14 protein-coding genes are annotated in these 20,476 nt (G+C 65.1%); 5 read left to right on the top strand and 9 right to left on the bottom strand.

All coding sequences use genetic code 11. The annotated features are described in order from the left end of the window. Positions 1-54: 54 nt before the first annotated feature. On the top strand, positions 55-1,545 hold the full coding sequence (locus tag PO883_RS13055) for a DUF1800 domain-containing protein (protein WP_289310153.1): 1,491 nt from the start codon (positions 55-57) through the stop codon (positions 1,543-1,545). Positions 1,546-1,559: 14 nt separating this feature from the next. After that, positions 1,560-2,792, top strand: coding sequence for a DUF1501 domain-containing protein (locus PO883_RS13050; RefSeq protein ID WP_289310152.1), 1,233 nt, complete (start codon positions 1,560-1,562; stop codon positions 2,790-2,792). 252 nt (positions 2,793-3,044) lie between these two features. Here the strand turns inward: PO883_RS13050 and PO883_RS13045 are convergent, their stop codons facing one another. From PO883_RS13045 to PO883_RS13020, 6 genes are all read right to left on the bottom strand, one after another. Beyond that, complete coding sequence (locus PO883_RS13045; protein WP_289310151.1) at positions 3,045-4,403, bottom strand: response regulator; 1,359 nt, start codon at positions 4,401-4,403, stop codon at positions 3,045-3,047. 96 nt (positions 4,404-4,499) lie between these two features. Further along, the gene (locus PO883_RS13040; RefSeq protein WP_289310150.1) at positions 4,500-5,237 is read right to left on the bottom strand and encodes a 2OG-Fe dioxygenase family protein; all 738 of its coding nucleotides are present in this window, start codon (positions 5,235-5,237) and stop codon (positions 4,500-4,502) included. Positions 5,238-5,286: 49 nt separating this feature from the next. Further along, positions 5,287-7,299, bottom strand: a complete 2,013-nt coding sequence (locus PO883_RS13035) for a TonB-dependent receptor (protein WP_289310149.1) — start codon at positions 7,297-7,299, stop codon at positions 5,287-5,289. A 2-nt stretch (positions 7,300-7,301) separates the two neighbouring features. Beyond that, positions 7,302-7,787 (bottom strand): DUF6702 family protein, encoded by a 486-nt coding sequence (locus tag PO883_RS13030; RefSeq protein ID WP_289310148.1) that lies wholly within the window; start codon positions 7,785-7,787, stop codon positions 7,302-7,304. Further along, positions 7,784-10,153: a M1 family metallopeptidase gene (locus PO883_RS13025; protein ID WP_289310147.1), complete on the bottom strand. Its 2,370-nt coding sequence runs from the start codon at positions 10,151-10,153 to the stop codon at positions 7,784-7,786. Before PO883_RS13025 ends, PO883_RS13030 begins: the two co-directional genes overlap by 4 nt. Positions 10,154-10,205: 52 nt before the next feature. Continuing rightward, positions 10,206-12,545, bottom strand: a complete 2,340-nt coding sequence (locus PO883_RS13020; protein WP_289310146.1) for a M1 family metallopeptidase — start codon at positions 12,543-12,545, stop codon at positions 10,206-10,208. A gap of 158 nt (positions 12,546-12,703) precedes the next feature. Here PO883_RS13020 and PO883_RS13015 point away from each other — a divergent pair, with 158 nt between their 5' ends. Together PO883_RS13015 and PO883_RS13010 are read left to right on the top strand one after the other, a co-directional pair. Continuing rightward, entirely contained in the window at positions 12,704-13,807 is a 1,104-nt protein-coding gene (locus PO883_RS13015) for an HD-GYP domain-containing protein (protein WP_289310145.1), read from the top strand. A gap of 384 nt (positions 13,808-14,191) precedes the next feature. Beyond that, positions 14,192-16,504, top strand: coding sequence for a CHASE domain-containing protein (locus tag PO883_RS13010; protein ID WP_289310144.1), 2,313 nt, complete (start codon positions 14,192-14,194; stop codon positions 16,502-16,504). 2 nt (positions 16,505-16,506) lie between these two features. Here PO883_RS13010 and PO883_RS13005 read toward each other — a convergent pair whose 3' ends face one another. Both PO883_RS13005 and PO883_RS13000 read right to left on the bottom strand, forming a co-directional pair. Continuing rightward, entirely contained in the window at positions 16,507-17,325 is an 819-nt protein-coding gene (locus tag PO883_RS13005; RefSeq protein WP_289310143.1) for a sugar phosphate isomerase/epimerase, read from the bottom strand. Positions 17,326-17,328: 3 nt separating this feature from the next. Further along, the gene (locus PO883_RS13000) at positions 17,329-18,168 is read right to left on the bottom strand and encodes a phytanoyl-CoA dioxygenase family protein (RefSeq protein ID WP_289310142.1); all 840 of its coding nucleotides are present in this window, start codon (positions 18,166-18,168) and stop codon (positions 17,329-17,331) included. A 109-nt stretch (positions 18,169-18,277) separates the two neighbouring features. On the opposite strand from PO883_RS13000, the gene PO883_RS12995 reads away from it, so the two are divergent. Beyond that, the gene (locus tag PO883_RS12995; RefSeq protein WP_289310141.1) at positions 18,278-19,207 is read left to right on the top strand and encodes a LysR family transcriptional regulator; all 930 of its coding nucleotides are present in this window, start codon (positions 18,278-18,280) and stop codon (positions 19,205-19,207) included. On the opposite strand, the gene PO883_RS12990 is transcribed toward PO883_RS12995, so the two are convergent. After that, the gene (locus PO883_RS12990) at positions 19,208-20,272 is read right to left on the bottom strand and encodes a hypothetical protein (RefSeq protein ID WP_289310140.1); all 1,065 of its coding nucleotides are present in this window, start codon (positions 20,270-20,272) and stop codon (positions 19,208-19,210) included. Between the last annotated feature and the right edge of the window lie 204 nt (positions 20,273-20,476).

The following is a 20,476-nucleotide window of genomic DNA, read 5'->3' as shown; positions in this document are numbered from 1 at the left end:
CGCAATACATGGAAGGCGGGGATGTTCCCGGCCATTTCCCGGATCGGGTTGCCCATGAAAATGACTTTGCTTGCCTTGTTCGCCGCCGCCACGCTGATGACGGCGCGTGCCGACCCGCTGCCGGGCGGGCAGGCGGCCGCGCATGTGCTCAACCGGATCGCCTTCGGGCCCGCGCCGGGCGACCTTGAGCGCGTGACCCGCAGCGGCGTGCGCGCCTATATCGACAGCCAGCTCGAACCCGAAGCGATTGCCTTGCCGGCCGCGCTGGGCGCGCGCCTGGCCGCTTTGGAAGCGCCCAACCGCAGCGCCGGCAAGACCCTGGGCGAATTCGAGCAAGCGCGCCGCAATGCGCGCGACGAGACGCCCGCCGCGCTGGCGCAACGGCGCGCGCGGGTGGCCCGCATTGCCCGCGACACGGCCGAAGCGCGCCTGCTGCGCGCCATCTACAGTCCGCGCCAGCTCGAAGAAGTCATGCTCGACTTCTGGTTCAATCACTTCAACGTGGCCGCCTCCAAGGGCAATGTGCAAGCGCTGGTCGCCAGCTACGAGCGCGATGCGATCCGGCCCTGGGTGTTCGGCTCCTTCCGCCAGTTGCTGGGGGCCACCGCGAAACATCCGGCCATGCTGTACTACCTCGACAACTACCTGTCGGCCGGCCCCGCGCCGGCGGGCGCCAGGGGCCGGCCGCGCGGCCTGAACGAAAACTACGCGCGCGAACTGATGGAACTGCACACGCTCGGCGTCGATGGCGGCTACACCCAGCGCGACGTGACGGAACTGGCGCGCATGCTCACCGGCTGGACCTACGACCAGCGCGCCCTGATCGCCGCGGACCAGGGCTTCCGCTTCGATTCCCGGCGCCACGACCAGGGCGCCAAGACCTGGCTGGGGCGCGCGGTGCCGGCGCAAGGCCAGGCCGAAGGCGAGATGGCGCTCGACGTGCTGGCCGTGCATCCGGCCACTGCGCGCCACCTGAGCTACAAGCTGGCCCAGTATTTTGTGCAGGACGAGCCGCCGCCGGCGCTGGTCGGGCGCATGGCGCGCACCTGGCAGGCCAATGACGGCGACATTCGCGCCGTGCTGCGCGTGCTGTTCGCCAGCGACGAATTCATGGCGCCGGCCAGTGTCGGCGCCAAGTTCAAGACGCCGTACCAATATGTGGTGTCGGCGGCGCGCGCCAGCGCCGCGCCGCTGGGCGACATCGGCCCGCTGCTCTCGGCCATGACCCAGCTCGGCATGCCGCTGTACGGCTGCCAGACCCCGGACGGCTACAAGAATACCGAGGCGGCCTGGATGAATCCCCATGCGCTGACCCGGCGCATCGTGTTCGCCACGGCGCTCGGCGCGGGACGCCTGCCGCTGGGGGCGCAGCCGGCGCCATTGGAGGCGGCCAGCTCGGTGACGCCGGCGCCGCTCGATCCGCAGGTGCTGGAGGCCACCCTGGGCACGGCCGTGTCGGCCCGCACCCGCGACATGGTGGCGGCCAGTCCCATCGCGCTGCGGGCGGCGATGCTGCTCGGCGGCCCCGATTTCATGCAGCGTTAAGCGAAGGAGCATCCATGCAACGCAGAGACTTTTTATCCTCGATGGCGGCGGGTGCCAGCCTGCTGGTGCCGGCCGGGCGCAACGCCTGGGCCGCCAGCGGCGACAGCGCCACGCGCCAGAAACTGATCGTCGTGATGCTGCGCGGCGCGGTCGATGGCCTGAACGTGGTGGCGCCGGTGGGCGACCCGAATTACCGGCGCCTGCGCCCGACCATCGGCCTTGAACCGGCGGGGGCGGAGGGCGGTGCGCTCGACCTGGACGGCTACTTCGGCCTGCATCCCGCGCTCGCGCCGCTGCTGCCGCTGTGGCAGGAAAAGCGGCTCGCATTCGTGCACGCCAGCGGCTCGCCCGACGACAGCCGCTCGCACTTCGACGCCCAGATCTATATGGAGAACGCCACGCCCGGGCGCAAGAACACGCCGGACGGCTGGATGAACCGGCTGGTGGCGGCGCTGCCGGGAGAGCCGGCGGCGAGCCGCGCGATGAGCATCGGCCCGCTCATGCCGCGCATCCTGAGCGGGGCGGCGCCGGCCATCAACCTGCCCAATGGCGCCGGCGCAACCCGCGCCGATGTCCTTGACCGTCCGGCGCTGGGCGCCGTGTTCGACCAGCTGTATGGCGGCCATGCGCGCTTCGGCCGCGCCTATGGCGAGGGCAGGGTCGCGCACAAGGAAGTCATGCAGGCGGCGATGAGCCAGGAGATGCAGGCCGCCGACAACGGCGCGCCGCTGCCGAATGGCTTTCCCGACGATGCGGCGCGCCTGGCGGGCCTGATGCGCAGCGACCCGCGCATGCAGGTGGCGTTCATCGCGCTGGGCGGATGGGACACGCATGCCAACCAGGGCGCGGCCAGCGGCCAGCTGGCCAACCGGCTGGCGCCGCTCGGACTGGGGCTGGCCACCTTGGCCCAGCGTCTGGGCCCGATGTTCGCGCACACGACCATCGTCGTCATGTCGGAATTTGGCCGTACCGCGCGCCAGAACGGCAACGCCGGCACCGATCATGGACACGGCAACGCGATGTGGCTGCTGGGCGGGCGGGTCGCGGGCGGCAAGGTGTATGGCGACTGGCAGGGTGTCGGCGACGACGCGCTCAACGAAGGGCGCGACCTGCCGGTGACCACCGATTTTCGCGCGGTGCTGGCGCAGGTGGCCGAAAAACACCTCGGTTTGCCCGACAGGCAACTGGCGCGCTTGTTCCCGGACATGCCACGCAAGGCGCCGGGATTTCAATTATTTCAAGCGTAAGCAGAATATTTGTATCCGTACAGCAACACCGTAGAACTACCGTATTGCAGTGCACCATCAATGAGAATATAGTGGACTTGTCTCCTCCAGTTTTCTCAGAAGATTGGATTGCCGCCCGCACCGTCAAGGTCGCGGGCGTTTTTTTTGGGGTCAGACCCCGGTGTTGCCTGCATGGGGTCTGACCCCGGGGTCTGACCCCGGTTTGTGCCTGCATGGGGTCTGACCCCGGGGTCTGACCCCGGTTTGTACGTCTTAACGTTTTTCGCGCAGGGCGAGGGTGAAGGTGCTGCCGGTGCCGTAGTCGCTGGTGAAATACAGGTTCCCGCCGAGCAGGTTGGCCAGGTTCTGGCACAGGTACAGTCCCAGTCCCGCGCCCTCGGCATGCCGGGTCGAGGTCGAATCGAGCTGCGAAAAGGCCTGGAACAGCTTCGACTGGTCTTCCGGCTTGATTCCCGCCCCGCTGTCGGTCACGCTGAATTCGGTGAGCAGCTCGCTCGTGTCGAGCCGTTGCGAAAGCGCGACTTTGACCGTCCCCTGGTCCGTAAACTTGATCGCATTATTAACCAGGTTGATAATGATCTGGGTCAGCGCGCGCCGGTCCGAATCGATCACGATCACCTCGCCCGGCAGTTCCACCGACAGTGTCAGGCCCTTTTGCGCCGCCAGCGGACGCAGGGTGTCGGCCGTCTGGTTCAGCAGGTCCTGGCACTGCACCCGCTCCAGCGCCAGGGTCACCTTGCCCGCCTCGATCTTGGCCACATCGAGAATGTCGTTGATCAGCGAGAGCAGATGGCGTGCGCTCGAACGGATGGTGTTGAGCTGCTTGTCCTGGTCGGGCGTGAGCGGTCCGGGAAGCTTCATCAGCAGCGCCCCGGTAAAGCCGATGATGGCATTGAGCGGCGTGCGCAGCTCGTGCGACATATTGGCGATGAAGGCCGACTTCATGCGGCTCGCTTCGGCCAGCTCCAGGTTCTTGAGCGCGATCTCGCGGTTGATGGTTTCCAGTTCGGCCGCATGGTGCGCCAGCCGCATATTCAGTTCGATCACCTGGCGCTCGCGCGCCTGCAGCTCGCTGTTGACCTGCACCGCCTGTTCGTAGGTCGAAATGAGCAGGTCCAGGATTTGCTGGCGCCCGGCGTTGATGAAGTGCTTCTGGTTGCCGAGATAGAGCGCGATGCCCGCTTCCACCTCTTGCGGCGGCCCTTCGCGCAGGCGCAGGTTGAGCAGCATGTGGCTGATCCTGCTGAGCAGGTAATCCTCCGCGTACGGCTTGCGCACGAAGTTATCGGCGCCGCACTCGATGCCGCGAATGATGTCCTTGGGGTCGTTCAGTGCCGTCACCAGAATGACGGGGATATCGCGCAGGGCCGGGTCGGACTTGATGATGTGGCAAAGTTCGTAGCCGTCCATCTCGGGCATGATGATGTCCGACAGGACCAGGTCCGGCTTTTGCTCGCGGATCAGGGCCAGTGCCAGCTGGCCGTTGAGGGCCACGCGCACCCGGTACGCCTTGGACTGGATCAGGCGCCGCAGGCGCTCGGCCTGGGTCGGGCTGTCTTCGACGATCAGTATCTCGAATTCTTCTGGCTGGATTTGGTACGTCGAGTCCACGACATGGCTCCTTGCACGACGGCTGCGTTGCACACGACTATATCGGATTTGTCGCGCCAGATGGTAAATTTACAGCCTCGATCATGTCACTGTTTTTTACTCCGTGTCGCCCTGGAAGCTTCCCGTGCGCCAGGTCAGCACCAGGGTGTCGCGGTGGCCGTTCGCGCCGTCGGGCTGGATCGGGGTCGATTCGTGGATCACGGTGGCGTCGTCGAGCAGGATCAGGGTCCACGGTTCGAGCATGGTGAAGCGCTTGCCGTCCGGCCCGGCGGCCTCGAAAATGCGGGTCTCGCCGCCCTTGATATGGCTGCGCCCGACCAGCAGCACGGCGACAAAATCGACGCCATCGCGGTGCGCGCCTTCCGGGGTGGGGCGGCCGATGCCTTCGAGCGTATCGATGCGGAACTGGTGCGCTTCCACGTACCAGGGCTGGCCCGCACGCACGCGCGAGCAGGCGTCGCCCAGTGCGCGCAGCAGCTTGCCCCACGCCGGCAGCGCCACCGTGGCCGGGTCGACCGGCTCGAACAGGCGGTGCATGCCGCCGTGCAGCGCGTTGTATTCGACCGGCTGCCAGTGCGCGCGGTGCGCGGTCTGGGTCAGCGTGGCGCCATCCTGGATGAAGCAGGAGTGGCGCCGGCGCCGGTAATTGCCGCCATCCTTGAGGTAGTTGTCCGGCGCGAGCTGGTCCCAGCTGGCGACCAGGGTGTTGAGTTCCTCGAGGGTGCAGCCGGCCAGGATGGCCACATCGGCGGGACGCAGCAGGGCGTAGCCGCTGGCGCGCAGCGCGCTGGTGAGCTGGGCGATATCGGTAAAAGGTGGCGCGTATGTTGTCATTCCGTTAGCGTAGCATTTTTTGCCGCGGGCCGTCAGGGGCGGCCCCCCTTTACCATTTCTTCACAAGGGTCAGCCGCAGCGAACGCGATTCGGCGGGGTGGAAGTGCACGTCCTGGCGCGCTTCGCTGTCGCCCGGCAGGCGCGATTCATAATAATAGGCGATGGCCGACGCGCGCCGGTTGCTCAGGTTGAAGCCTTCGATTTCCAGCAGCAGGCCGCCGGCGAGGCGGTAGCCGATGCGGCCATTCATGGTGCTGGCGCCGGGTGCGCGCACGCTGTTGTCTTCGATGAGCGGACGCGCGCCCACGTAGCGCAGGCGCAGCGCGCCGGACCAGGGGCCACGCTCGACGCTCAGCGCGAACTGGCCCACCCCTTCGACCGCGCCGGCAATGCGCTCTTCACCGGTGGCGGCGCCGCGCGCGCGGGCTTTGGCGAATGCCAGGTCCAGATCGAGCGAGAGCCATTTGACGGGCTTGTAGTAGTTCGACAGCTCAATCCCGGTGCGGCGGCTTGCGGGGCCGGCTTCGGTGTTGCCGGCGTCGCCGACGAACACCAGTTCCGAGCCGATGTCGAGGCGGTACAGCGACAGCGCGCTTTGCAGCTTGGGCAGCAGTTCGCTGCGTACGCCCGCCTCCAGTCCACGCGTGCGCGCCAGGCCCGGCGCGGGGGCGAGCCGGTCCACCGTGCCGCGCGCATCGTTGCTGTGAAAGCCGTTGCCGGCATTGAGATACCACTCGGTCTGCGCCCACGGACCGAAGATCAGGTTCAGCGAAGGGCTGAGCTGGCGGTCGCGCGCGCGTGCCGCGCCGCCTTCGTTGCGCACGGCGAAGCGGTAGGTGTCGGCGCGCAGGCCGGCCACGCTGCGCAGTTTTTCGCTCCAGCGCACCTGGTGTTCGGCGAACAGGCCAAGGCTGGTCTCGGCCACGTGGTCTTCACGCGTGGTGGAGAGGCGCTCGCGCCGGCGCGTGTTGTACAAGCCGTTGAAGATATTGTCGTTCTGGAGCTGCAGGCCGACGGTCAGGTCGGTATTGATCCCGGTGCCGTGCCCGTGCCAGGTGTGGGTCGCGTCGACGCCGCTGGTCACGCGCCGGTCCGGCTGGCTGAACTGGTCGCCGTTGAGCGGGTCGTTCAGGAAGTAGGTGAAGTTCGAATACAGCTCGAGCTGGTTGCGGATCACGTAGGCGCTGACCTTCGACGCCTGGTCCGCCCCGGTGCGGCGCCACACGCCGGACACGCTGTAGCGGCGCGCCTGGCCGCCGTCGCTGTCGTCGATGGCGTCGAAGCGTCCCAGCGTGCCGGCGTCGACAGCGCGCTGCGGAATCTGGTCGGTTGCGTTCCAGCTGGCGCGGTAAGCCATGGCGCCGATACTGAAACCGTTGTTGGCGTAGCCCTGGCTATAGCGCAGCACGGCGTTGACCTTGCGGTAGTCGTCCGGACGGGTGAACGGGCCGTCGTTGTGCAGCACTTCCAGCGCGTACAGCAGGTTGCCCGCGCCCGCCTCGGGCGAGCCGGCCAGCAGGGCACGGGCAAAGCCGTTCTGGCCAATGCTGGCGCTGGCGGCCGATTGCGCCAGCCGGTTGGCGTAGGTGATCGCCGCGGCGCCGGCCGAGGCAAAGTCGCCATCGCGCGCCGAGTACGGGCCTTTGCGGTAATCCAGGCGCGCCGCCAGTTCGGGAATCAGAAAATTCAGGTCGGTCCAGCCCTGGCCATGCGCGTGGCTGCGCTGGTTGACCGGCATGTCGTCGACGGTGGTGCGCAGGTCGGTGCCATGATCGAGGTTGAAACCGCGCAGGAAGAATTGATTGGCCTTGCCCTCGCCACTGTGCTGGGTGGCGACCAGCCCGGGTGCCGCTTCCAGCAGCTCGCCCGGGCGGTACACGGTGCGCATCTCCAGCTGCTTCTGGTTGACGCTGCCGGCGTTGGCCGAATCGGCAATGCCCAGCTGGCTGGCGCGCGCGCCGTCGATCAGCACGCGCTGTAATACCAGGTCGTCGGCGCGCGCCGGCAGGTGGCACAGCATCAGGGACAAGGCGAGAGGGGTGAGGAAATGGGCGTGCTGCATGTTCAGGGAAGCGGCTGTTCGGTTTTGCTGCGGTCGAAGGTGAGGGTGGCGGTCGCGCCGCCTCGGTTGACGTTGACGGTATTGATCTGGTCGGGCAAAAAATCGGACAGGACCGCGTCGTGCACGCGCGCGGCGCTGGCCAGCGGGGTCTTTTCAACTTCCTGGTAGACCACCACTGTGTCCACGTTGCTCGTGACGCCGACCCAGCGCAGCGGCAGGCGCGATTTGTCTGGTGCCAGGAGGTAGAACTGTTTTTCGACGTACTTGCGCAGCACCGCTTCGTCCTGCGGGTCGGACAGGTCGAACTGGCGCTGGTACAAATTGGCCAGCAGCGCTTCGACATCGTGCGCCATGTAGGTGTGCACGACTTCGATGCTGCCGGTGCCCTGGTTGAACGAAATGTCGGTGATCCCCGCGTGGAAGCGGTGCGCGTGCGCACCCAGGCAGGCGCAGGCCAGCAGCGCGCCGCACACGAGGCGACGCATCATTGGGCGGCCTTCTTGTCCTTGGCGTCCTTGAGTTTCAGCGGCGTATTGAAGTCCTTCATCAGGTCATCCTTGGTGCGGTCGGTCTTGAACAGCTCCAGGCGCGACGGCATGATCTTGCGCGGCCAGGCGTTGTTGCTCACGTCCGTGTCGGCCGTTTCCCAGTACGGGTCCTGGGTCAGTCCCACCATCGGTTCGTCGGTGACGATCAGCTTGGTGATCTTTTTCGGCGAATAGCGCCACACTTCGGCCGGAATGCGCTCGATGTATTTTTTGCCGGACTTGAGTTCGATGTCGAGCACCAGCGGCGTCACCAGGCCGCCCAGGTTGGAAAAGTCGACCAGGTACAGATGCTTGCCCTGCGCCAGCAGCGCCTTTTCCCAGTCTTCCAGACCCTCCACGGCTTCGCTGTACTTGTTGCGGTCCTTGTTGGTGACCGTGAAGTCGTCATGCTCGTTGTAGAAGTCCTTGAGCTGCGGATGCGCGTCGACGCGGCGCGCCGTGCCGTGGTCGCGCTGGGTCGTCACCGACACCGGCTCGGCATCCTTCTGCGCTTTTTTCCAGGCTTTCTCGATGTCCGGATTCTTGCTGTTGACGCCATACTCGGTGATGCCGTCCACGCTCACGTCCACCGCATCGGTGGTGTAGAACCAGCCGCGCCAGAACCAGTCCAGGTCCGTGCCTGACGCGTCTTCCATGGTGCGGAAAAAGTCGGCCGGCGTCGGGCGCTTGAATTTCCAGCGCTGCGCATATTCGCGGAAAGCGAAATCGAACAGTTCGCGGCCCAGCACCGTCTCGCGCAGCACGATCAGCGCGGTGGCCGGCTTGGCATAGGCATTGTTGCCGCGCTGGAGAACCGATTCCGAGTTGGTCATCACCGGCACCTGGTTCTTGCTGCGCATGTAGTCGACGATGGCGCGCGGATCGCCGCGCGTATCGGGGAAGTCATCCTCCCACGCGCGCTCCGACAGGTATTCCAGGAAGCTGTTCAGGCCCTCGTCCATCCAGGTCCACTGGCGCTCGTCGGAATTGACGATCATCGGGAAGTAGTTGTGGCCCACTTCGTGGATGATCACCCCGATCAGGCCATACTTGGTGCGCTTGGAGTAAGTCAGCTCGCCGGTTTTCTTGTCCTTGACCGGACGCGGGCCGTTAAATGAAATCATCGGATATTCCATGCCGCCCACCGGGCCGTTGACCGAAATGGCGATCGGATACGGATAATCGAAGGCGTACTTGTTGTACTGCTCGATGGTGTGGATGATGGCCTGGGTCGAATAGCGCTCCCACAGCGGATTGCCTTCCTTGGGATAGTAGGACATCGCCAGCACGTCGGTGCCGCCCTTCTTGTAGCCCTGCGCATCCCAGATGAACTTGCGGCTGCTGGCAAAGGCGAAATCGCGCACGTTGGCGGCCTTGTAGTGCCAGGTCTTGCTGGCGCTGCTGCGCGATTTTTCGGCCGCTTCCGCTTCCTTCTGGGTGACGATGATCACCGGTTTTCCGCTGCTGCGGGCTTGTTTGAGGCGCTCGCGCTGGGTCGCGCTCAGCACCTCGGCCGGATTTTTCAGCTCGCCCGTACTGGCCACGATATGGTCGGCCGGGACGGTCAGTTCGATGTCGTAGTCGCCGAATTCGAGCGTGAATTCGCCGTCGCCGAGGTACTGCTTGTTTTGCCAGCCGGCCGCGTCGTAGTAAGCCGCCATGCGCGGATACCACTGCGCCACCTCGAACAGGTCGTTCTTGTCTTCCTCGAATTTTTCGTAGCCGGAGCGGCGCCCCAGCACATGCATTTCGGGGATGTTGAAGTTCCACGCCATCTTGAACGAAAAGCGCGAGCCCGGCTTCATCGGCTGCGGCAGGTCGATCCGCATCATGGTCTTGTTGATCGTGTACTTGAGCGGCTGGCCGCCGGTACCGGTCAGGCCGGTGATATTGAAACCACCGTCGAACGTGCGGCTCTCGACGATAAAGCGCATCGCCTCGAACTTCATGCCGTCCGCCTCGGTCGCCTTGCCCCATGCTTCGCGCGACGGCACGGTGGCGATGGCGCGGTTGTCCGAATCGGCGCGGAACATGTTCTGGTCCAGCTGCACCCACAGGTAGGACAGCGTATCCGGCGAATTGTTGTGGTACGTGACCGTGCCGCTGCCGTCGATGCGGCGTTTCGCTTCGTCCAGCGTGGCGCGCAGCTTGTAGTCGGCGCGCTGCTGCCAGTAAGCGTGGCCGGGCGCGCCGGACGCGGTGCGCGTGATGCCGGGCGTGTGCAGCAGCTCGTCGAGCTGGCGGAACTTGTCCTCAAAAGGCTGGGCCGCCGCGATGGAGCAGGCGAGGCAGGCGGCCAGGGCCAGCGAAAGGTGTTTGATGATCATTGTGCGGGCATTCGGTGCGAAGAAGGCGGGCACGCGATCGTGCCCGTCCGTGCTACTTGGTTTTCAAGGGCGTGTTGAAGTCTTTCATCAGGTCGTCCTTGAAGCGGTCGGTCTTGAACAGCTCCAGGCGCGACGGCGTGATCTTGCGCGGCCAGGCATTGTTGCTGTTGTCGATATCGGCCGTTTCCCAGTACGGGTCCTGGTTCAGGCTCACCATCGGTTCGTCGGTGACGATCAGCTTGGTGATCTTCTTCGACGAATAGCGCCACACTTCGGCCGGAATACGCTCGATGTATTTTTTGCCCGACTTGAGTTCGATTTCCAGTACCAGCGGCGTCACCAGCCCGCCCAGGTTGGAAAAGTCGACCAGGTACAGGTGCTTGCCTTTGGCGAGCAGCGCCTTTTCCCAGTCTTCCAGGCCCTCGACCGCTTCGCTGTACTTGTTGCGGTCCTTGTTGGTGACCGTGAAGTCGTCATGCTCGTTGTAGAAGTCCTTGAGCTGCGGATGCGCATCGACGCGGCGTGGCGTGCCCTTGTCGCGCTGGGCCGTCACCGACACTGGCTCGGCATCCTTCTGCGCTTTTTTCCACGCCTTTTCGATTTCCGGATTCTTGGTGTTCACGCCATACTCGGTGATGCCGTCCACGCTGACGTCGACCGCGTCGGTGGTGTAGAACCAGCCGCGCCAGAACCAGTCCAGGTCAGTGCCGGAAGCGTCTTCCATGGTGCGGAAAAAATCGGACGGTGTCGGGCGCTTGAACTTCCAGCGCTGCGCGTATTCGCGGAAGGCGAAATCGAACAGCTCGCGGCCGAGCACCGTCTCGCGCAGCACGTTCAGGGCTGCCGCCGGCTTGGCGTAGGCGTTGTTCCCGAACTGCAGCAGCGATTCGGAATTGGTCATGATCGGCACCTGGTTGCGGCTGCGCATATACTCGACGATGGTGCGCGCTTCGCCGCGCGACTGCGGGTAGTCCTCTTCCCACGCGTTCTGCGCCAGGCCCTGGATGAAGGTGTTCAGGCCTTCATCCATCCAGGTCCACTGGCGCTCGTCGGAATTGACGATCATCGGGAAGTAGTTGTGGCCCACCTCGTGGATGATCACCCCGATCAAGCCATACTTGGTGCGCTTGGAGTAGGTCAGCTCACCGGTCTTCTTGTCCTTGACCGGACGCGGGCCGTTAAACGAAATCATCGGATACTCCATGCCGCCGATCGGGCCATTGACCGAGATCGCCGCCGGGTAGGGATAGTCCAGCGCATACTTGTTGTACTGTTCGATGGTGTGGACGATGGCCTGGGTCGAATACTTTTCCCACAGCGGATTGCCCTCTTTCGGGTAGTACGACATGGCCATCGTGTCGGTGCCGCCCTTCTTGTAGCCTTGCGCATCCCAGATGAACTTGCGGCTGCTGGCGAACGCGAAATCGCGCACGTTGTTCGCCTTGTAGTGCCAGGTGCGGGTGCCGCTGGCGCGCGATTTTTCGGCCGCTTCCGCTTCCTGCTGGGTGACGATGAGTACCGGCTTGGCGCTGCTGCGCGCCTGTCTGAGGCGCTCGCGCTGGGTGGCCGTCAGCACCTCGCCCGGATTTTGCAGCTCGCCCGTGCTGGCCACGATATGGTCGGCCGGGACGGTCAGCTGCACGTCGTAGTCGCCAAATTCCAGCGTGAACTCGCCGGCGCCGAGGAACTGCTTGTGCTGCCAGCCATACACGTCGTAATACGCCGCCATGCGCGGGAACCAGTGGGCGATTTCGAACAGGTCGTTCTTGTCGTCGAATTTTTCGTAGCCGGTGCGCCCGCCCTGGACCTTGGCGTCGTTGATATTGAAGCTGAAGTCGATGTTGAACGACAGGCGCGCGCCCGGCTTCATCGGCTGCGCCAGGTCGATCCGCATCATGGTCTTGTTAATGGTGTGGCGCAGTGGCTTGCCGTCCGCGCCCTTGACCGCGCCGATCGCGAAACCGCCGGCGAAGCCGGGGTTCTCCAGCAGCGAGCGCATGCTCTCGAAGCGCACGCCGTCTTCGTCGCTGCGCGCCTTGGCCCACGCGTCGCGCGAGGCCACCGTGGCCGACATGCGCGCGTCCGAATCGGGCTTGAAGATATTCTGGTCCAGCTGCACCCACAGGTAGGACAGGGTGTCGGGCGAGTTGTTGTGGTAAGTGACCGTTTCGGTCGCGCTGATGGTGCGCTTGTCTTCATCGAGGCGCGCGCGGATCGTGTAATCGGCGCGCTGCTGCCAGTAGGCGTGGCCGGGAGCGCCGGCCGCGTTGCGGATCGTGTTCGGTGTCGGCAGCACTTCTTCGAGCTGGCGGAACTTGTCGTCGAACGGTTCGGCGGCCGGGGCGATGCCCGACACGAGGAACAGCGCTGCTAAGACCGGGATACGGATCATGTTGTCTCTGGCTTTTCTCGTGAAAAAGAGGAGGTATTCTAAACGTACCGATTAGTCAATTGTTTCAGGGAATTGTAAAAAACCTGAAACATAGACGCGGGTGCACGCTATGATTGTTGAGGCCGAATATTGTGGCGGGGAGGCGTGGCGGAATGGAAATGAACTTCAAGGCGAGCATCCTGATTGTCGATGGCGTATCCGACAACCTTGTACTGATGGAAGAGCTGCTGCAGGAACGCTACCACGTGCGCCTGGCGCGCAGCGGCGAGGACGCGTTGCGCATTGCGCGGCAGGCGCCGCGGCCGGACCTGATCGTGCTTGGTGGCGCGCTGGCGGACGCCGACAGCGTGCGCGTGTTCCAGGGCTTGAAATGCCAGGTGCTCAGTGCCGACATCCCCGTGATCATGCTCATTTCCGCCGGCGGCGTGGGGCTGGAACAGCGCGCGTGGCGCGAAGGCGTGGCCGACGTCGTGCAATTGCCGTTGGTGGCCGGGGCGCTGCAGGCGCGTATCGGCACCCAGCTGCGCTTGCGCGCGGCCGATGCCATGCTCAAGGACCAGCACCGCCACTTCGAGCACCTGGTGGCCGAGCGCGTGCGCGATGCGGGCCTGATGCAGGACGCCACGGTGCTGGCGATGGCCGTGCTGGCCGAGTCGCGCGATCTCGGGGTCGGGCAGCATCTGCTGCGCACCCAGCATTACGTGACGGCGCTGGCGCGCGAGCTGCGTTTCGTGTCGGCCTACACGGCCGAACTGACCAACGAGGATATCGCGCTGCTGCACAAGGCGGCGCCGCTGCACGATATCGGCAAGGTGAGCGTGCCGGATGCGGTGCTGTTCAAGCCGGGTAAATTGAGCGACAGCGAATTCGAGCTGATGAAACTGCACACCGTGTACGGGCGCGATGCGATTGCCGGGGTCGAGCGCACGCTGGGTCGCAGCAATGGCTTTCTGCGCTGCGCGCGCGAGATCGCCTACTCGCACCAGGAAAAGTGGGATGGATCGGGCTACCCCGAAGGCTTGGCGGGCGCCGCGATTCCGCTGTCGGCGCGGCTGATGGCGGTGGCCGACGTGTACGACGCCCTGATTACCGCGCGTGTCTACCGGCCCGCGTTCACGCATGAAACGGCGGTCGAGCTGATCCGCCAGGGCCGGGGCGAGCACTTCGATCCCGACGTGGTCGACGCCATGCTCGCCATCGAAGAGCGCTTCAAAGCCATCGCCGCCGAATTTCCTCCCCCCAAACCGGGGTCTGACCTCTGACTTGAAACTTTGTTGTTGCTTAACCGGGGTCTGACCCCGGTTAAGCAACGGTATTGTGCTCGCGTAAGCAACATTCAGGTTCATTGCGTCAAATGTGAGTGCATTTGCAGGCGATTTGGGCGTGCTGTGCCAAGCATCACCCGCCAAAACGGGTCTGACCCCGGTTTTCCACGATTTTCCCGCTTTGCAGCTGCTGTCCTGGTGCAATGTTTCGAGTCAGAGGTCAGACCCCGGTTGTAGGCGGTTTAAGGGGGGTGTAGGAAGTTGCGGCGGGCTGAAGTGTTGTTGGGCTGCGCCATTTGTGCGATTTCCGCATACCAATATGATATAGTCAATTCGCATACCCGGGCGTGCCCGGCCTTCGGTACAACGTGGAGCGAACCGATGCGGACTCAAGGATACCTGGCCTTTGTAGTCGGTATTTGTCTGACCATGTGGACCTGCGTTGCCGTGCTCGATGCGCAGCAGGCGCGGATCTCGGCCATCTTCCAGCGCGATGCCGACAAGGTCGCCAGCGACACCAATGTGCGCCTGCAAACCTATTTCGACATGCTGCTCAGTATCAAGGGCGCCTTTGCCGTTAACGATCAGGTCGACCGCGTGCAGTTCGCCCGCTTCGTGCGCGAACTGAACCTGACCACGCGCTATCCAGGCTTCCAGGCGATCCAGTTCGTGCGCTATGTGCCGGCCGCCGACCTGGACCGGTTTACCGAGGCCGTGCGCAGCGATACGCGCCTTTCCCCCGTCGGCTATCCCACTTTCACCGTGCATCCGAAGGTGGCGCGCGCCGAACACTTCATCATCGAATACACCGAGCCGCTCAAGGGCAACGAAAATGCCTTCGGCCTCGATCTGGCGGCCCTGCCGCCGCACCTGGCGGCGGTCCAGACGGGCCGCGACAGCGGCGAGATCGTCGCCACCGAGCGCATCATCCTGGTCCAGGACCACACCGGCCAGCCCGGCTTCGTGGCGCGCGCGCCAGTGTACCGCCAGAACATGCCCTTGAGCACCGTGGCGGAACGGCGCGCCGCGCTGGTGGGCCTGGTGGCGATCGTGTTCCGCGTGAAGAACCTGATGCACGAGGTGATCGATCCATCGCTGGTGAGCCAGATGGCGTTTCGCATGCACGATGCCGGCAATGTGTCGGACGGCGCCAACGCACCCTATGCCGCATCGAACGTGATGTTCGATACCAGCGCTGCCGGCGCGCCGCCGCTGCCCGGCTTCCAGACCGAGGCGCGCCTGAACGTGGCGCAGCGCCAGTGGGTGATCCGCTTCCAGGCGCTGAGCGGCAGCCGTTACAGCCGCGATGTGCGGCCGGTGCTGGTCATCGCCGCCGGCGGCCTGGTGATCAGCACCCTGATCGCGGCGCTGATGATCGCCTCGCGCCGCAGCCGCCTGCTGGCGCAGCAACTGCGCGTGACGCTCGACGAGCAGCGCGCCTTCCAGGACAGCGCCAGCGTCGGCATCGCGCTGTTTTCGCACGGCGTGATCATGCGCTGCAACCGCGGCATGGAGGAGATGATGGGCTACGCGCCGGGCGAGCTGGCGGGGAAAGCGACGCAGGTACTGTCGCGCCCCGCGGCGGCCGGCGCGGCCGATCCGTTCGCGGTCGATCCGCAAACCCAGCGCTGGCAGGGCGAACTGAAACTGCTGCGCAAGGATGGCACCACGATCTGGTGCCTGATCAACGGCAAGGCGCTCGATGCGTCGGACCTGCCCAAGGGCGGGGTGTGGGTGATCCAGAATATCAGCGACCGCAAACATACCGAGGCGGCCCTGGTCGACGCCAAGGATGGCCTGGAACACAGCCTGGCCGAACTCGAACAGCAAAAGGCCAACGTGGAGAGCGCACACCGCGACCTGTCGACGGTGCTGGTCACGCTCAAGCAGGCGCAGACGAATCTGATCACCTCGGAGAAAATGGCCTCGCTCGGGTCGCTGGTGGCGGGCATCGCGCACGAACTCAATACCCCGATCGGCAACAGCCTGCTGACTGCCACCGCGCTGGCCGACATGGTGGCCGACTTCGAGCGCAAGTATGCGGACGGCGGCATCAAGCGCTCGGCGCTGGAAGCGCACATGGCCGATACGCGCCTGGCGTGCGACATCATGGCCAGTTCGCTGCGCCGCGCGGGCGACCTGATTACCTCGTTCAAGCAGGTGGCGGTGGACCAGACCAGCGACCAGCGCCGCCGTTTCGACCTGTGCGACCTGGTGCGCGATACGCTGGCGACGTACGCGGCGCAGCTGCGCCGCGCCAACTGCGAAACGCGCATGGATGGTCCGGCCAGCCTGCTGCTCGATTCCTATCCGGGCAGCGTGGGGCAGGTGCTGTCGAACCTGATCAACAACGCGCTGCTGCACGCGTTCGAGGGGCGCCCAAGCGCGCTCATTACGATCAACGTGCGCGAGATCGAAAACGACCAGCTGCTGCTCATTTTCAGCGACGACGGGGTGGGCATGCCGCCCAAGATCCTGCACCAGGTGTTCGATCCGTTTTTCACGACCAAGATGGGGCAGGGCGGCTCGGGCCTGGGGATGAACATCGTGTACAACATCGTCACCGGCATGCTGGGCGGGAGCATCGAGCTCGAATCGTCGCCCGAACATGGCACCAGCGTGACGATCCGCATTCCACGCAAGGCGCCCAACCGCGAGAGCGAGGCGGCCGACGTCAACATGCTGCTGATGTAGGTTCAGGCGGCGTAGCGTTCCCGCAGCAGCCGCAGCATCGCCAGGTTCAGGTCCCACGCATCCGAGAGCGGCTCGCCGCTGAACGGCATGCTCTGGGTGTAGGGCACCGGGCCGAATTCGGGCGTGATCGTTGTCAAGTCGGCGCCGGCCGCGCGGCGCAGGGCGACGATGCGGTCCCACCACTCCAGATGGCGCATCAGCTCGGCCGCGAACTGCGGTGCGCGGAAGTCGCTCACCTGCGGCCCTTGCGCATGGCCCACGCGCGCGTGGATATGGCGCACGTGCGGCAGCGTCGCCGCCAGCGTGGCCGGCTGGTCGTCCAGCAGCGATTCGCAGGCGCAGCACCAGTGCGACAGGTCGGCCGTCAGTTCAAGCCCGGGCAGCTCGCGCAGGTAGGGCAGCAGCAGCATCGGATGGCCGGAAAAGCGGCTGCGGTGGATCTCGTGCACGATCGGCACGCCGTGCTCGCGCGCGATGCGTGCGGTCAGCGCGATCAGCTCCAGGTTTTGTTCGTGCGTGTAAAAATCCTTGCCGGTGTGGGTGTTGACGAACAGCGGACGCGCGGCGCAGGCGTTGGCCAGGTAGGTCGCCAGCGCGTCGCGGTGCGCGTCAAATTCGGCATGGAACACGGTTTCCCACTGCTGCGCGATGAGCAGCAGGCCGGCATCGGCGATGCGCGTGCGCCAGTCGTCGCGCTGGGCGGCGTCGAGCGGGAGCGACATTTCAATGCCGTCGAAACCGGCCGCCTTCACGCGCTCGATGAAGACTTCCGGGGCCAGCTCGTTGCTGCCCCAGTGCGGGGCGAAAATGCGGATATCCATGAACTAGTCGAAGCCCCGCACCGGAAAGCTGGCGTCGCGCTGGATCCAGTTCTGCGGCGAGTAGACAGTCGCGCCATCGGTCGCATGCAGGGTGTAGGCATGGCGCGATACGGACGATCGGTTCGGCGCGCTGTAGTGCGGCAGCAGGCCGTGAAAACATACCAGGCTGCCGGCTGTCGCTTCGAGCGGCACGGCGGTGCTGTCGTCCGGCCATGGCATGCTGTCGAGCGTTTCCATTTTAATGGCGTCGCCGTGGCGCACGAAGCGCTCGCGCAGCGGGCCGCGGTGGCCGCCCGGTTCGACCCACAGGCAGCCGTTGTCGATGGTGGCGTCTTCCAGCGCGAACCAGAAGGTGGTCACGCTGATCGGCGTGGTCTCGAAAAAGGTCGCGTCCTGGTGCCAGCGTACTTCGCCGCCGATGCCGGGCTGCTTGAAGATGTACATCGATTGCCACACCTTGGGGTCGCTCAGGCCCAGGTCGCGCGCGACGGCGGCGAGTTTCGCATCGCGCGAAAAGGCGTCGAACACCGGATCGAGGTCGTGCAGCGCGTGGCCGATCTTGTTGATCGACAGGGCTTTTTCCTGGCGCAGCTGGCCGTCCGCACCGAACGCTTCTTCTTCAAAAAAGCAGCGGATGGTGTTGTCCGAGCGCAGGAAATACGCGTCGGTGGCGGTAGTCTGGTCGCGCGTGGTGAAGATCGAGCGGCCCTGGCCTGGATCGAATTCGTTGACAATCTCGCCGGCGCGCTGGCGCAGCTTGGCGATCTCGTCCATTGTCTTGAAGCCGGGGACGACGAGGTAGCCGTCGCGCTGGAACTGGTCGCGTTGTTCGGTGCTGAGCATGGGGGTGGCTCCTGGCATGAGGGAAGCTGCCATTGTAGGGGTGGCGCCGCAGCCCCGCAATCGCCGTATCGGTTGACAGATTGTCGCCATCGGGTTGACAATCGGCCGCATGGATCAATTGCGCGCAATGGAGATTTTCGTCGAGGTGGCGCGCCTGCGCAGCTTTTCGGCCGCCGGGCGCCGCCTGGGGCTGACGCGCGCCATGGTCAGCAAACATATCATGCAGTTAGAAAGCAAGCTCGATGCGCGCCTGCTGCACCGTTCCACCCGCGAAGTGAGCCTGACCGACGCCGGCCACGCCTATCTGGCGCCGTGCGTGGCGACGCTGGAGCAGGCGCGCGAAGCGGCGCGCGCCATCAGTCCGGCCGGCGCCGAGCTGGCCGGGGCGCTGCGGATCCAGGCGCCGTCCGGTTTCGGCAGCGCATGGCTGGCCGACGCGCTGGCGCGTTTCAACCTGCGCCATCCGCTGCTCACGCCATCGCTGTTCGTCGACGATGCGCTGCTCGACCCGATCCGCCATGGCTTCGACCTGACCATCCGCGTGGGCGGCATCCCGGACAGCAGCGGCCTGGCCATGCGCCGCCTGGCGCCGTGCCGCGGGGTGCTGTGCGCCAGCCCCGATTACCTGGCCCGCTGGGGCATGCCGCAAACACCGGAACAACTGCTAGATCACCAGTGCCTGCATTTCAGCCACCTGACCGACGGCACCAGCTGGCACTTCACGCGCGGGAGCGAGCGCCGCACGGTGCGCGTGAACGCCGGTTTCACCGCGAATAATGGGCTGGTGCTGCAGCAGGCGGCCGAGCGCGGACTGGGCATCGTCTACAACACCACTTTCCTGGCCTGGCAAAAGCTGATCGATGGGGCGCTGCTGCCGGTGCTGCCGGACTGGGAGCTGCCGCTGAACGACCTGTCGGCCCTGTACCCGGCCAGCCGCCAGCTCTCGCCCAAGGTCAGGGCGCTGGTCGATTTCCTGGTGGAGGAGTACCGCGTGGCGCCGTGGGACCTGGCATTGGCCCGCGCCGGCATCCTGGCTTGATCAGGCCTCGGCGCCGACCTGCCAGGCGCCATCCTTGTAGACCAGTTCCTCGTCCAGGTACACGGCTTCCGTCACCGCGAAGATGTCGACGTGGTAGCGCGCATCCTTGCGCTTGAAGCCCGGCTTGGGATAGACGCCGTGCTTGGCCCCCAGCGACAGGTGGATGCCGCACATGCGCTCATAGGTGCCGATGTCGTTGACGCGGCGCTCGCGGGTAAAGGCGCGGTTCATGCCGAAACCGAGTTCGCGCACCCATACTTCGCCTTCGTCGGCCCGGATGATCTCCAGCAGGCGCGCGAATTCCGGCGTGGCGTCGACCGTATCGACCACGCGGCCACGTTCGATCACCAGCGTGATCGGCGTTTCGGGGCGGTTGACCATGTACGAGGTGTCGCCGAAGACGTGCACGCGCACGCGCCCGTTGACCGCTTCGAGATCTTGCGCTTCGGTGAATACTTCGCCGATCGGGAACTGGCCGCCGACGTTGTTCATGCCGCTGTAGTCGCCCACATTCAGCTTGGCCGGCTCGAACGGCGAGGCGAATACCAGCGTCTCGCCGCCGCTGTGCACCACGCCGCCGGAGGCGGCATCGATGCGGCGCTTGAGCGCCTTGCCCACGCCGCGGTAGTAGGCACTGTCGTAGGCCAGCGATTCGATGTAGTGCTCGCCCTGCGCGCCGGGCATGCGCGACAGGTGCACGTGCTCGATCACTTTCAGGCCCAGTTTGAACAGCTCGACCCGGATGCGGAAGGCTTCGAGGCGGAAGTTGGTGGACTGGATCAGCACCACCAGGTCGTGCGCCGCCATGCCCTTGAAGGCGGCCAGCACCGCGTCGGCGGCGACCGTATCGAAATCGATGAAGACGGCATCGGGCAGGTTGCGCCGATAGCCTTCGGTCAGCGCGCGCGCCAGGTCGGAGCGGCAGTCGTGCACCACCAGCGCGCGCTGGGCCGGCCCGTGTTCGACCACGGTGGCGAGCACCTCGCGCAGGTGGGCGGCGGCGGCATCGACGGCGTGCGCGGGAATCTCGCCCCAGGGGGCGGCGGTCAGGTCAGGGGAGGTCATGGTGCGCTGCGAAGGTCTTGGATGACCGCCATTATACGTGGCGCGCACGCATGCTTTTGCTTGGTAGCCACACTTCCTTGTCGAAGGAATAATGCTTTGTGTAATTTATTTCGACGACCCGACAAGCATATGTTAGCGTCAGGTAAAACTACATGGGCCGGACCCACCGATTTGACAACCCAAAGAAGATACAGATGAAATCAT

The sequence above is a fragment of the Massilia sp. DJPM01 genome (genome assembly GCF_030348125.1).
Classification (GTDB): domain Bacteria; phylum Pseudomonadota; class Gammaproteobacteria; order Burkholderiales; family Burkholderiaceae_D; genus Telluria_A; species Telluria_A frigida.
This window is presented reverse-complemented; position numbering and strand designations above follow the sequence as displayed.